This window comes from Algoriphagus boseongensis, assembly GCF_004362805.1.
Lineage (GTDB): Bacteria > Bacteroidota > Bacteroidia > Cytophagales > Cyclobacteriaceae > Algoriphagus > Algoriphagus boseongensis.
In genome coordinates, this window is the sequence record NZ_SNYF01000006.1 from 139,903 (window position 1) to 153,567 (window position 13,665).

19 protein-coding genes are annotated in these 13,665 nt (G+C 38.9%); 18 read left to right on the top strand and 1 reads right to left on the bottom strand.

Features of this window, described 5'->3' with window-relative positions; all coding sequences use genetic code 11:
- The first annotated feature begins 24 nt into the window (after positions 1-24).
- The 18 genes from DFQ04_RS08180 (at position 25) to DFQ04_RS08265 (ending at position 13,303) form a co-directional block, all read left to right on the top strand.
- Positions 25-210 (top strand): hypothetical protein, encoded by a 186-nt coding sequence (locus DFQ04_RS08180; protein ID WP_208110521.1) that lies wholly within the window; start codon positions 25-27, stop codon positions 208-210.
- A gap of 23 nt (positions 211-233) precedes the next feature.
- On the top strand, positions 234-1,016 hold the full coding sequence (locus DFQ04_RS08185) for a DUF6090 family protein (RefSeq protein WP_133554651.1): 783 nt from the start codon (positions 234-236) through the stop codon (positions 1,014-1,016).
- On the top strand, positions 1,016-1,771 hold the full coding sequence (locus tag DFQ04_RS08190) for a hypothetical protein (RefSeq protein ID WP_133554653.1): 756 nt from the start codon (positions 1,016-1,018) through the stop codon (positions 1,769-1,771). The genes DFQ04_RS08185 and DFQ04_RS08190 overlap by 1 nt, the downstream gene beginning before the upstream one ends.
- Positions 1,772-1,780: 9 nt before the next feature.
- Positions 1,781-2,548 carry a DUF6090 family protein gene (locus DFQ04_RS08195; RefSeq protein WP_133554655.1) on the top strand — a complete coding sequence of 256 codons (768 nt, stop codon included), beginning with the start codon at positions 1,781-1,783 and terminating at the stop codon, positions 2,546-2,548.
- An 11-nt stretch (positions 2,549-2,559) separates the two neighbouring features.
- The gene (locus DFQ04_RS08200; protein ID WP_133554657.1) at positions 2,560-3,348 is read left to right on the top strand and encodes a DUF6090 family protein; all 789 of its coding nucleotides are present in this window, start codon (positions 2,560-2,562) and stop codon (positions 3,346-3,348) included.
- A 10-nt stretch (positions 3,349-3,358) separates the two neighbouring features.
- Entirely contained in the window at positions 3,359-4,156 is a 798-nt protein-coding gene (locus DFQ04_RS08205; protein WP_133554659.1) for a DUF6090 family protein, read from the top strand.
- Between the two features lies 1 nt (position 4,157).
- A complete protein-coding gene (locus DFQ04_RS08210; RefSeq protein WP_208110522.1) occupies positions 4,158-4,871 on the top strand; it encodes a DUF6090 family protein in 714 nt (237 codons plus the stop codon).
- Entirely contained in the window at positions 4,868-5,665 is a 798-nt protein-coding gene (locus DFQ04_RS08215; protein ID WP_133554661.1) for a hypothetical protein, read from the top strand. Before DFQ04_RS08210 ends, DFQ04_RS08215 begins: the two co-directional genes overlap by 4 nt.
- Positions 5,666-5,675: 10 nt before the next feature.
- Positions 5,676-6,443 carry a hypothetical protein gene (locus tag DFQ04_RS08220; protein ID WP_133554663.1) on the top strand — a complete coding sequence of 256 codons (768 nt, stop codon included), beginning with the start codon at positions 5,676-5,678 and terminating at the stop codon, positions 6,441-6,443.
- Positions 6,444-6,447: 4 nt separating this feature from the next.
- Complete coding sequence (locus tag DFQ04_RS08225) at positions 6,448-7,188, top strand: DUF6090 family protein (protein WP_133554665.1); 741 nt, start codon at positions 6,448-6,450, stop codon at positions 7,186-7,188.
- Entirely contained in the window at positions 7,185-7,913 is a 729-nt protein-coding gene (locus tag DFQ04_RS08230) for a hypothetical protein (protein ID WP_133554667.1), read from the top strand. The genes DFQ04_RS08225 and DFQ04_RS08230 overlap by 4 nt, the downstream gene beginning before the upstream one ends.
- Positions 7,910-8,590, top strand: coding sequence for a PilV family protein (locus DFQ04_RS08235; RefSeq protein ID WP_133554669.1), 681 nt, complete (start codon positions 7,910-7,912; stop codon positions 8,588-8,590). The genes DFQ04_RS08230 and DFQ04_RS08235 overlap by 4 nt, the downstream gene beginning before the upstream one ends.
- Positions 8,591-8,976: 386 nt before the next feature.
- Positions 8,977-9,507, top strand: a complete 531-nt coding sequence (locus tag DFQ04_RS08240) for a VOC family protein (RefSeq protein ID WP_133554671.1) — start codon at positions 8,977-8,979, stop codon at positions 9,505-9,507.
- Between the two features lie 51 nt (positions 9,508-9,558).
- Positions 9,559-10,296 carry a DUF6090 family protein gene (locus DFQ04_RS08245; RefSeq protein ID WP_133554673.1) on the top strand — a complete coding sequence of 246 codons (738 nt, stop codon included), beginning with the start codon at positions 9,559-9,561 and terminating at the stop codon, positions 10,294-10,296.
- Positions 10,293-11,036 carry a DUF6090 family protein gene (locus DFQ04_RS08250; RefSeq protein ID WP_133554675.1) on the top strand — a complete coding sequence of 248 codons (744 nt, stop codon included), beginning with the start codon at positions 10,293-10,295 and terminating at the stop codon, positions 11,034-11,036. Before DFQ04_RS08245 ends, DFQ04_RS08250 begins: the two co-directional genes overlap by 4 nt.
- Position 11,037: 1 nt before the next feature.
- Positions 11,038-11,796, top strand: coding sequence for a hypothetical protein (locus tag DFQ04_RS08255; protein WP_133554677.1), 759 nt, complete (start codon positions 11,038-11,040; stop codon positions 11,794-11,796).
- Positions 11,793-12,542: a DUF6090 family protein gene (locus DFQ04_RS08260; RefSeq protein WP_133554679.1), complete on the top strand. Its 750-nt coding sequence runs from the start codon at positions 11,793-11,795 to the stop codon at positions 12,540-12,542. Before DFQ04_RS08255 ends, DFQ04_RS08260 begins: the two co-directional genes overlap by 4 nt.
- Positions 12,539-13,303: a hypothetical protein gene (locus tag DFQ04_RS08265; RefSeq protein ID WP_133554681.1), complete on the top strand. Its 765-nt coding sequence runs from the start codon at positions 12,539-12,541 to the stop codon at positions 13,301-13,303. Before DFQ04_RS08260 ends, DFQ04_RS08265 begins: the two co-directional genes overlap by 4 nt.
- 126 nt (positions 13,304-13,429) lie before the next feature.
- Here the strand turns inward: DFQ04_RS08265 and DFQ04_RS08270 are convergent, their stop codons facing one another.
- The gene (locus DFQ04_RS08270; RefSeq protein ID WP_133554683.1) at positions 13,430-13,630 is read right to left on the bottom strand and encodes a hypothetical protein; all 201 of its coding nucleotides are present in this window, start codon (positions 13,628-13,630) and stop codon (positions 13,430-13,432) included.
- Positions 13,631-13,665: the final 35 nt, after the last annotated feature.

Below are 13,665 nucleotides of genomic sequence, written 5' to 3' on the forward strand. Positions count from 1 at the left end.
CCCTAAATAAAAGATACTATGGGAATGTTTTGGGACTTAATCCAGCAAAGTGAACTGGAGAATCAAAAAGCAAAAGCCGATACGCTCGAGGCTAGAGTTGCACTCCTGGAAGAGGAATTAACCAAAACCAAAGCTCTGCTGCTGAAGACGCTAAGAATTTTGGAAGAACGCAGCGGTCAGGATATCGATGGGGATGGAAAACTGGGATAAATCATTTTTCAAAAGGCTGACTTATGGTTTCATTTTTTAGAAAAATCCGCCAAAAACTCCTTCAGCAAAACCGAGTCACCCGATACTTGGTCTATGCGCTTGGCGAGATTTTACTGGTTACGATTGGGATTTTAATTGCTCTGCAGATCAACACCTGGAATTCAGAACGTCAGGAAAATCAGGAAGAGATAAAAACGCTAAAGGCCCTGAAAGTCGATTTCCTTCAGAGTAAAGAGAATGTGGAACGTACGATTTTCAACCAGTCTCGCGTAGTCAATCTCAATTCCAAACTTTTGAAAGCCTTAATAGAAGAAGACATCAGCCTAAATCCGGATACCTTGGGTATGTATATCTACCGCGGAGCTTTGTCTTATTGGAAAGTAGAGCTTACTAATGGTACCTATGATGCCTTGATCAGTTCTGGCAAAACAAGCTTGCTCAAAAACGCTCAGCTCAATCGCCATATGGCAGAATACGCTGCCCAATTGAAGTTTGGGTTTGAGGATGATGATGAAAGTATCGATTTGACTTCTATTTTGGTTGAAAAAGGGGCGGTCTATTCCCCCATTTTAGGAATTGAAATGTTAAAGGAATTTCAATTTATCAATACCCAAAAGTCGTATACGCCAACCGAATTAGATCGGGCCAAATCACAGCTGATGGAAGATAAATCCTTCATAGGAGTATTAGCGAAAAAAGCCATTCTGGAAATCAATCGACTAGACTACCATCAACGGATTTTAGCCAAATTAAATGTGCTTTTAGAATTGATTGATCAGGAACTTGACCTCAAAGACAAACCCTAATGCTGACATTTTTTCGAAAAATCCGCCAAAAACTCCTCTCCCAAAATCGGGTGACCAGATACCTTGTTTATGCAATCGGAGAAATCCTTTTGGTGGTAATAGGTATTCTGATCGCACTTCAAGTCAATAACTGGAATGAACAACGCAAGGCAGCAATCCGATGGAAAACCTACCAAAAACGATTCATAGAAGACTTTGAGGTAATTCTGGAGGACACTGAAAATTCTATCCTTGGGAATGAAAAAAACTTGAGGAATTCAATCTTGGTGAAAAACGCACTGGAATCTAAATACCTACCTGATTCCAGTATAATAAACTTCGAAACCTACCTAGGTCAATATCACCAGTACTACATGACTATGGCCCCCCTCTCTACTTACGAAGAGATGATCAGTGCAGGAGAACTCAATCTGATTCCAAGTAGCAAGATTAGAGATGCTTTTTCTGGTCTTTCAGGGTATCGAAGTTTCATTATCGAAGTAAACAAAGCTTACCATGATGCTGAAATCATGAAAACCAGCGAGTTTCAGCGGTATGTTCGATATACCATTCTAAATCCAGGTACGGATTCCAGCAAAGTCATCCCTTCTTATGATTTTAATTCTATGGCTGGAGATTCTGTCCTGATCAATAAGGTTTCCCGGCAATCAGTTGCCTGGAATAGTATTTTGGGGATGTTTAAGGGGTATAAAATGTATGTTTCCGCATTTCGAGATTCGATCCAGTTAAACATAGAAAAAATTGAAATCCCTTAATCTGGTCCAATGATTCAATTTTTCAGAAAAATCCGCGAAAAACTTCTCTCGCAAAATCGGGTAACTCGGTACATGGCTTATGCTGTAGGAGAAATTATTCTAGTGGTCATCGGGATCCTGATCGCCATCCAACTCAATAATTGGAATAACGAACGAACTAGAGCTTCAGAAAATAAGCTACTGATGGAGAATCTGATCGCTGACCTTATTCAAGACACTACACGACTCCAAAAAATCACCTCCATTGATACGGAATATTCAAGTCTAAAATCAGCAATTGAGAATTGCAAAAAGGCTTTAGCGATCACCTATGAGAACTTTAATTTGGATTCGGCTTCCAAATACTTAGCTGTGGGAATCAATGCAGGAGAACCATTAATAAATACAGAAACCAATGTATATGAACAGCTGAAGCAGACTGGAAGACTCTATTCTTTTAGCTCAGATTCACTCAGAAGGAAGATAATCACCTATTACACGCGAGCAAGCAGGGAAGCGGTTTACAATGAGACGAATAATCAAATCATTCAAAGGAATTTAGATCAGATTGATTATTTGAATGATATCTCCATTGATTTCACCTACGGTAAAGAGTACAATCCATCAGACTACCAAAGTCTATTTGACCCTAACTCCAAGGAAATGAAAACCTTTCGGCGCACCCTTTGGAACCTAAGCCATTATCAAAATTCCAACTATCAAAAGATGCTCTCCCTGAAAAAACAAGCGGGTGAACTGATCCAAGCTATCCAAATTGAACTATCCCAAACCAGGTAATCCCGAGCCAAATGATCTCCTTTTTTAGAAAAATACGCGAAAAACTTCTCTCCCAAAATCGGATCACCAGGTATCTGGTCTATGCGGTGGGGGAAATTTTTTTAGTAGTCATCGGGATCCTGATTGCCCTTCAAGTCAATACCTGGAATGAAAATCGTCTCAACCGAAAGCTTGAGATCAAATACCTAAAGGGATTGCAAAGAGATCTGGATAGAGATATTAAAGGGCTTGATTACATGACGTCCTATCGTAAAGACGTGATTAATTCCTCCTTGAAAGTCATGAAAATGGAAGCTCCAAGTAGTTTGGATGAGCTAATAGAAGTCAATAAAGATTTTATTGTAATCCATTTTTGGAATGAGTTTACTCCCAACAACAATACCTTCCAGGAACTAACTTCTTCCGGGAATTTAAGCCTGATCAAAAGTGACTCAATCAAAGATCTTCTCATGTCAATGGAAGCCTTAAATGCCGAAATTGTCACTACAAGAAATCATTTAAGGAGAGATTATGAACATTACATCTATGATGAATTGGCTAATTATGAATGGCTTCCTTTAGTCAATTTGGATTCCTTGGGAAATAAAAATGAATTCATAGACATCCAGGAAGTTAGTCCAGAGCGAATAGCTGAATTAACCAAGCAAGCATCAGGAATATTAAGTAATGGAGTCATCCGAAATGGCTGGACTTTGGCAATTGCAAATAACGCCTACATTCTAAGCTTGTATGATAAAATGCGTGAGCTGAATGCCCATTTGCAGGATTTAATCGATCAGGAGCTCCAGAACGAATTTTAAGCCTATTTACATGATTCAATTTTTCAGAAAAATCCGTCAAAAGCTACTTGAGCAAAACCGAGTCACCCGGTATCTAGTCTATGCGCTTGGTGAGATCATCCTAGTAGTGATCGGGATTTTATTAGCCTTGCAGATTAATACTTGGAATCAAAATCGACAGGATAGGAAACAGGAGCAGCAGCTCTTAGCTCAACTGGAAATCGAATACATCAAAAACCTGGATCAATTAAACAGCAAGATTATTATCAGAGAGAAAATTATTAATTCCTGCCTCACGCTATTAAATTATAGAAACCAAGATCCAGCTTTGATAAATGTAGATAGCTTGAATTTTCACTTATATAGAACCATTACCCGACCTACCTTTAATCCTATTTTGGGTGTGACCAATGAAGTCAATAGTTCGGGAAAACTATATCTGATCCAAAATGCAGACTTGAGGAAAGAGCTCACTTCTTTTGAGAGTTTTCTGGAGGATCTCACTGACGAGGAAGAGGTGATTTTCAACTTTTCAGAAAATTTAATGCAACCATTTATTATCCAGCACTACCAAATGGGAGGCGTTGTAACCCAGTTTATCCAGGATGATGAATTTATGGCCATGTACTCCTTGAGTGACCGGACCAACGAAATCCCTTTGAAAGATCTTTTTCCACCTTCTGATTTTAAACCTATACTCTACCATCCTGACCTTGAAGATCATCTCGCGATCATGATGACGAATACCATCTATACCAATCAGCAATCAATAGGAGTAAAAGAAAAGATTGAATTAATGCTATCCCTCATCCAATCTGGAATCAATTAAGATGATCTCATTTTTCAGAAAAATCCGCCAAAAGCTCTTGACCCAAAATAAAATAACCCGGTACCTGACCTATGCAGCAGGAGAGATCTTTTTAGTAAGCATAGGGATTCTGATTGCCTTGCAGGTGAACAACTGGAATGAGCACCGCAAAACCCGGATTTTTGAAAAAGAGATCCTATCTCTCATCAATGAAAACCTCAGCCGGGATTCAGTAATGATTGCTCAGGAATACCAAAAAGCAGTTTTGGCCAACCAAATCACGGATTCCATTTTGCATCGGGTAGATCAGGGAATCTTTGATGAAAGACTCAATACCTGGATGGCGAAAGTGATTCGATTTGAGCGCTTCAAATCCCAATCCAGTGGGTTCGAGGTGTTGAAATCAAAGGGAATAGATCTCCTTTCCGACAAGCAGCTCCAGGTGAATCTGATCAATTATTATGATGAGGTCCTTTTCAGGGTTTATCAGGCTAATTCGGACGTAGAAGGCTCATTCAATACAGACTGGGTTCCATTGGCAAAAAGGGAGTTTAACGACTTTGACTACGAGGATCGTATGGAGCCCAAAGATCTGAAGGCCTTTATGGAAAACCCTGAGCACATCGTGCTATTCAAGATGTTTCAGGACAATCGGGAAGGGGCAATTACTAGAATGGGAGTAGCCTTGGAAGAAATCGCTGCCTTGAAATCTCAACTTAATGCCCAGCTTCAATGATCTCATTTTTTAGAAAAATCCGTCAAAAGCTCCTGGAAGAAAAACGCATGGGCAACTACCTCAAATATGCCTTAGGGGAAATTTTCCTGGTAGTTATTGGGATTTTGATTGCCCTAATGATCAACTCCGCCTATGAAAACAAAAAAGACAGAAACCTAGAGGTTAAGTATTTGGAGGGCATCGCAACTAACCTTGAAGATGATATCAATGAATTGGAGAGACAGATTTTGGATGACAGCTTACAGCTCAGTGGGTATACCAGACTGGTCAGAGCATTTCAGGTTGATTCAATTAAATCCGACCAAGATGGGCTCATTCGAACCATTTTTAATATTCAGCTTATAAGTTCTTTTGAAGGAAACAACATCGTTTTTGAAGACCTTAAATCTTCCGGCAGAACTAATCTAATCAAGTCCGATTCCCTTCGGTACCATATTCTTCGATTCTACAATCAAGCCCAAATCCTTATCCAAGCTGAGAAAGAATTGCATAATCCTGTTATTCTGGCTGAAAGAAACAGCCTATTCATTTCAGACCAACTTGGTATCAATAAGACCGAAAACCTCTTTTTTCCGGAGTATTGGTCTGCACAACTATCTCCACGAAATGCGACAGATTTATTCTCCTTTTTGAATGAAGATATATCCAGTCCCAAAGTCCAGTTATTTGCTAATCGGGCAGGATATATCAAAGCCTTGATTTTTGCCAAACGCCGGGAAAGAATCCGGCTACTGAATGCAGCAATAAGTATGAAAAAGGAAATAGAAGATTTTTTAGGGAATTTAAGCCATTAAGCCAATCTACATGAAACGTATCCTATCCATCCTCAAAGAAAAATGGCCGGAATACATCCTGGAAATTCTGGTGATTACCATCGGTATTTTGGGGGCTTACGCCTTGAATAGCTGGAATGACCAAAACAAGGCAAAAGCCCTGGAGAAAGAATATGTCATCAGATTAATTGAAGACTTGGGCAAGGACACCTCCAATTTCAATCTGGAATTGAAAAACACACAGATTCGATTTGAGGAATCTCAAGTGCTTTATGAAATAATTACTGCGGAAAACCCTATCATCAGAGATACCGCCAATTTTTTACTTTCCATCCAAACTATTGGACGAACCAATCGGCCCGTGATTCATCGGGATACTTTTGAAGATTTGATTAGTACAGGCAATGCCAGCATCATTCGGGACAAAACGATTTTTAATGCAACTAGCAGCTATTACGGCAATATCGCCGAGGAATGGTTTGACGAATACATTGACCGAATGTGGAAAGGCTACCTACCCAAAGGTATAGATGCTTTACCCTTGGCGTCCCTCCTCCAAGTACTTACCGAAGAAATGGATATCACCTATGGGATCAGGGAAATTGTTCCTGTGAAACTGAAAGTATCAGATTCAGAATTCAAGGTGATCCTCGATAAAATCAGAAATTCAAAAGAGTTTGAGTTCGAAACCAAGAATATTACAAGATCCCACCTTTTGCATATCTCTTTTCTCCAGCGAACTAAAGTCGATGCAGAGAAGCTGACGAAAGACTTATCTGATTACTTAAAAACACTTTAAGAACATGCTTTCATTTTTTAGAAAAATTCGACAGAAACTTTTAAATCAACACCGGATCACTCAATATCTGGCGTATGCAGCAGGAGAAATTCTCTTGGTAATGATCGGGATTCTATTGGCTCTGCAGGTGAACAACTGGAATGAAGCAAGAAAAACAAAACTTACCGAAGAGGCTATTCTCAAAAATCTTGTTCAGGATTTGACTGCTGACTCTATCTCTTACCAATCCAACTTGGCCGCCTTAGCAAAAATAAATGCCCTACATCAGGTCCTTTACGAAATTGGGGTGAAAGGCATGGACTTGGAAATTGAAAATCCCAACGCGATTCGGCTTTTGATTTTATTCAATCCTGTTGCCATGGAGAATGATCCATTTGTGGCCAGCAAAATTTCCAATGAATCCATAAGAAAAGAAATCCTCAACTATTCCCGAACTCTAAAAGACTTAGAAGAAACTTATGCGGAGTTTAAAGAGCTGGTAGAAAATAGAATTCGGATATTCTTAGCAGACCAAAAAGTTCACCAATTATCCAAGTGGTTTGAAGGCGAAGGGGTAAAAGTCAAAGGGGAAATTACATTTGATTTTATCGATAAGGCCGATTTGATCCTTCTTTCTAAAACGCCTGAGTTTCAACAGCTGATTTTTGAAGCTTCTGTCAAATCCAAAAACACAGAATTCATCTTGCGGGAGGTACTCTCCCAAAATCAAAAACTAAAAGAGGTAATCCAAAATGAACTCAAATGATAAAACGCATCCTTTCCACCTTTAAAGAAAAATGGCCGGAATACTTCTTTGAGATTCTGGTGCTGATCATCGGTATCTATGGGGCATTTGAGCTATCGAATTATGGGGAAACTAGAACCCGAAAAAAGACGGAACTCGAAATCCTGAAAAGTTGCAAAACTGAACTGATGGCGGATTTAGCAGAAATAGAATGGAATACCGAAGAACTTCGAAAAAGTCAGAAAGCCCTGAGCCTTATTTTGGACTTATTGGAAAATGACGGAGCTTACCATGATTCGCTAAGTTCACATTTCAATTACACCTTGCTTCCGATGCATTTTGTACACTCTACCAGTTCCTTTGAAACTGCCAAAGCCAGAGGCCTGGATATTATTTCCAATAAAGAACTTCGGACTAAGTTGATCTCACTGTATGATTCCCAGTATGATTTTTTCCTACAGGGACAGGAAGAGGAATTAGCTGAAGTCCAGTATGGGATGAGGCATATTCTACCCGGGCGATTTGAGGAGGCTTATAACTATCCGAATTCGGATAATACATTTTCAGGCAGCATGATTCCATTGGACTTTGAGTCCCTCAAAACCGATCAAACCTATCTGTTCTTTCTCAAAACCCAACGGAACCGGACCAGATCCTATATTGACTACTTTTATAAAAATCTTAGGAATTCAGTATCATCGATGATCCATGACTTGGAGGAGGAAATTAAAAGACTCGAATCATGAAACGCATTCTTTCCATCCTCAAAGAAAAATGGCCGGAATACATTCTGGAAATCTTGGTCATTACGATTGGTATTTTAGGAGCCTTTGCGCTCAATACCTGGAATGAATCCAAGATCTCTTCAACTTACGAGCAAACGCAATTGTCTTTTCTGGAATCGGAATTGGATGAAAATATCAATCTCCTTGATGGAATGATTTCCGACAATGAGTTATTCTTAGCTCGGATAGATTCTTTTTTTCAAGATCCTAATTCTGTTGAGGATCTGGATATAGTAATCGCTGTATTTTCCTATTCTCCCTATGATCCGGAACTTCCCGGATTGACCGGAATTTTAGAAAATGGGGAATTTGAAAAAACCGAACATCTTCTCTTACTGAATGAATTACGAACTTTAAATGACCGATTAAAGCATTTGTCTAAAGATCTAAGCTACTTGGATGGATTCTGGACCAATCATATCCATCCCTATTACATTGAGAAAGGCTTGGTAATTCCAATCCATGATGCCTTGCGTTTTAAAAAAGAGGTGACTGTAGATCCCCAGATTGTAGAAGACCCTCTCTTTAGGAGTTTGGCAAGCAACCTCAGACTTTTTTTAATCGGCCAGATAGAACAACAACGAAGGGTCCAACTCAAAATGAAAGAGATTCTGGAATTAATTGAGAAGGCTGCTTAGTAAACCGAACCTACTTTTTTGATTTTTTCTCAAGATTTAAGATCCCAATCGATTTCCTTTTTGGCAGGTATAAGGAGATGATTTCCAAGAATTTCCTTATCTTCTTAGAAGTTTATCCTGTTTACCACCAGCCTTATTGAATTGAAGCCTTTTTTTCTCATTCTTCTACTTTTTTGTAGCCAAATAATCAAGGCTCAACAAGGTTCCCCATGGAGAATTATTTCCTTAAAAAGCATGTCCCTGCTTAGAAATTGTCCAGGGTATTATCGGCTGCTATTTAGTAAAAATTTTAAGCAGGTAGCCTATCTGCCGACTATTGAATTGATAAGAAATAATACCTACTGCTCTCAAAGAAAATTACCACTGGAATTAGAAAATGAACTGATATGAAAAATCAACCCCTTAACTTTTTGCTTCACCGTGTTCTCCTTTTTTGGGTATTGTTTGCATTTGCCGCCTGCCAGGCCAAAGTGGATGAAGTTCAGCATTCCCCACGATTTAATCATGTCTATTTAAAGGTTGCGGACATGGATAGGTCAATCGCTTTTTACACCTCAGCATTTGATCTGGAGCTGGTAAAGCAAATCAAAAAATTAAAGCGAACAACTGAGGATGGGGTGTCTACTGAGTATGATATTTCCCTTTCCCTTTTGAAATTTCCTGATCAACATTTTGTCTTAGAGATTGGAGAAAGTCCTGATTTTAAAGCTGAAAATAGCGCTGCCAACTTTACCCATTTGGGCATTGACGTGCTGGATATTGAGGCGGCGAGTGAACGAATTCTAAAAGCTGGAGGGGTGTTGTCCCGACCACTATCCTTAGTGGAAACTGAGGATATCAAAGCCAAGACCATGTTTTTCACCGGACCAGATGGGGAAACCATTGAATTGATGCAACTTATCTCGGGCGATTTTTAGAATTATGAACTTGGGAACTAAGGCTGGTATTCCGCTAACTCTACTTAAACTATGATCTCATTTTTTAGAAAAATCCGCCAAGCACTCCTCGATCAAAATAGAGTCACACGCTACCTAGCCTATGCCATCGGAGAAATTGCCTTGGTCATGATCGGGATTCTCTTGGCACTTCAGGTCAATACCTGGAACGAAGAGCGAAAACTCAGAAAAGAGGAAGCCCAACTGATTCAAAACCTCCACGAGGAGTTTCAGCGGAACTTAATAAAATTGGACTCAATTTCATCCAAATTATCCCGAACGGAAAAAAGTCTGGGATTGGTTTTGGACTTGATCGATCAAAAGGAGGGTCCTATACGAGAAGAAATGCTCGACTCACTGCTGATTAAGAGTGTGATCGTGGCGGGAAAAGTCTCTCAATCTTTTGTCCTCGAGGATATGAAAAATACCGGTGGACTATCCAAAATTTCCAGTACAGAATTGAAGATTCTCCTTTTCGAATGGGAAAGAAACTTTGTAGAACTTCAATCCTCCTTGGAATTAGGAAGGCAGGCCTTTGAAGAGTATGCAAACCATATCATACAAAAAGGCTCCATTAGAAATATTGATGCTGAAAATTCTCCACCTGAAGTCAGCAGATCCAAATTGCCTATCTCGAATATTCCCTTACTTCAAGACCCGGTTTTTGAAAATCATGTAGACAATTGCCAAGTTTTGTCCAATGAGCATTTATTCAAACTCAGTCAAACCAGAAAGCTCATGGTATCCATCCTAGACCTGACTAGCAAATGATCAGTTTTTTCAGAAAAATCCGCCAAAAACTCCTCACGCAGAATCGAGTCACCCGCTACATCGCTTATGCTATTGGGGAGATTGTGTTGGTGGTGATCGGAATTCTGATTGCGTTGGGAGTCAATAATCAAAATGAAGCTAGACGAGAAGCTGCCAAGGAACGCCAAATTATCGAAGCACTTCATTCGGAATTTGAGGAAAATTTAAATTCCCTAAACTATGACATTGGTCGAATAAAGGAAATGGTAAGTGCCCAAGAGCTTATCCTAAGTTTAATAAACTCTAGGGATCTACCTTCAGACGATGTATTGGATAGTCTATTGAGTCTTGCTCTAATCAATATGACATGGAATCCAAGCTCCTATGTACTCAATGATCTCAAAAACTCAGGCCAAATCTCCAAACTCTCTAATCCTCAATTACAGTCCCTTTTATTTGGATGGGAGCGACACTATGAAAATGTGATTGAGTTTGCTGAAGATGATCTTCGAAGTAGCAATTCAATGTTGGAGTATATCAAGGAAAACGGCTCCATGAGAAATGTGGATTCCGGATACTTGAAGATTCGAGGAAAACAGTATTCTAGGTCAACATTTGAGTTAAGTAATTCCGTGTTATTGTACGATATCAATTTCGAGAATGTCGTTGATGACAAATACACCACGAGCGTTTTACTTTTAAATGAGTATGAAAGTTCGATAGAAATAATTGAAAATATCTTGAAAGCAACTGCTCCTTAATATGATCTCATTTTTCAGAAAAATCCGCCAAAAACTCCTCACTCAGAATCGAGTCACCCGATATATCGCTTATGCTCTAGGAGAGATCTTTTTGGTAACCATCGGTATTTTGATCGCCTTGCAGGTGAATACCTGGAATGAACAAAGAAAAGATAGCAACAGAGAAAAATTAATCATGCAGAGTCTCCATTCGGAATTTCTGGGCATCAGCGATAAACTACAATCTACCATCCAGCACCATGAAGCAATCCTTGGGACTACCAAAGGGCTCATGAAGCTCTTTAATGAACCTGAATCCGTTTTAAAAAATCACAATCTGGATAGTCTTATTGAGAAAATGATCGATTTCAGGGTCTATAATCCTTCTCAGTTTGTCATTGATGACTTGACTTCATCAGGTAATCTTAATCTAATTTCTTCGGACACCTTGAGAAAATTGATTTTCGAATGGGGAACTGAATCCCAGCAAAAAGTAGAAACCTACAATACGTTGGATGATACGTCTCAATTGTTATTAGTCCCCTACATTATAGAAAATACCTCACTTAAAAATATTGATCGGTATGGATTTTTGAATTGGGAAGAAAAATCAAAATTTAATTCAGAGACCCATAAGTTATTTCTGGATTTAGAGTTTGAGAATCATTTGGACAACTATGCTTGGGGAATAGTGAATTACCTGCAGTCTTTAAATACTCTAAAGAATCTTACCAATAAAATTATTTCGGAGACAAGCCCTAACCAACTCCCTGAACAGTGATCTCAATCTTCCGCAAAATCCGCCAAAAACTCCTCAGAGAAAGTAAGGTCACCCGCTACTTGGCTTATGCCATTGGAGAGATTGTGTTAGTCGTTATTGGGATTTTGATCGCCTTGCAGGTGAATACCTGGAATGAGAATCGAAACAATCAAAAAAAGGAAACTGGAATCCTCAAGGATCTTCATCAAGAATTCCAGCTCAACAAAGCCAGCATAGATGCCTCCATACAACAGCATCAGACGATCTTGGAGGCCATCAAAGGAATCCTGAATTTGATGGGTCAAGACAACCCTGAACTCAGCGAAAATCAGATAGATAGTCTCATCAATATGAGCTTGGAGTATGATAATTATAGCCCCAGCCAATCTGTAATTGCAGAATTGATTTCCTCAGGTAAAACCAGTTTGATCTCCTCAGACACTCTTAGAACCTTGATTTTTGAATGGGTCCAAGAAATCGAAGATAAAAATGAAGGATACCAGTCCTTAGATGTAGTAAGTGAAAACCTATTGCTACCCTACCTTACTAAAAACGGATCGATGAAAAATATCGATTCGAATGGGATGCTCAAAGGAATTGGAAGATCAAGGTTATCCTCCAGCAACTTGGCATTAGTGCAAGAGGCAGAATTTGAAAATCATATGGACAATCAGGCTTGGGGAATCACCAACTACCTGCTCAAATTAGAAAAACTACGAGAAATCATTGAGGCTATTTTGTATCATACCCAAGCCGAAACCCCATGATCTCATTTTTTAGAAAAATACGCCAAAAACTCTTAAGCCAGAACCGGGTCACCAGGTACTTAGCTTATGCTATTGGAGAGATAGTGTTGGTGGTCATTGGGATATTGATTGCACTTCAAATTAATATCCAAAAAGAAGCTGCTGATCAGAAAAATGAAACCAAGCAACTTTTGATAGGCATACAAGGGGATTTGAAGTTGGAGGCAGAGCGAATTGAGTTTCTACTTACTTATTACGGGGAAATCACTGATGGAGTCCAAAAAATTCTATTGACCTATCAAGGAAAAGAACAGCATAGCAATGAAAACCTTGGAAAGTATTTTTTGAACTCATTTGAATTTAGAAAATTCTCGAAGTTCAATACTAGCTATCAGGCCCTCTACGTAAGTGGACTTCTTCAAGAAATTACTGACAAAAAGTTAGCGGAGGATATCATTACCTACTATACCAAACAATACTTGGAGTGGTCCCTGGAAATCTATCAACAAAAAGCAGGAGCATTTAATTTTAATCATACCACCCAGTTTTACCCCCTTGATAAACTTCAAGGAAGAAGCGAGTATAAATCCATTCCAAATTTCCGCTTGGATTTGGAAAAGGAGTTCACTACTGATTTTAAAGAATTCATAAAAGAACCTGAAGTATTGAATTTCCTTGTAGATCTTTTGCATCAAAGTGATCTGGTTTTTTCCAATTTGAAATCCTACCAAGAATCCAATCAGATTTTATCTGAGCAGATCCAAAACTACATTGAGCAATGATTAGCTTTTTTAGAAAAATCCGCCAGAAACTTCTTTCTCTAAGGCAAGGAATGTAGGAAACCAAAAAAATAAATTTCAAAAACTGGTATTTCAAAAAATCACTAATCAACGATTTGGAGAGGAACTTTAGTGATATAGAAAAGAAGTAGTTTTTTCTTCTCTAAAGCCCTTTTTTAATTCTAAATACCCTTCCTCAATCCCTTGAATTCCAAGAGGATTTTGTATTTTGGAAAAACCAACTTTTAGCCTACCTAAATATTTTATTAACCCCTCCTTCCTGAAGCTTATTCTTCTAATCGGTCGGAGTACGCTTTTGTCCATTTTCATTCTTTTAATTGAGAATAGAGAAAAGCTAGAATTAA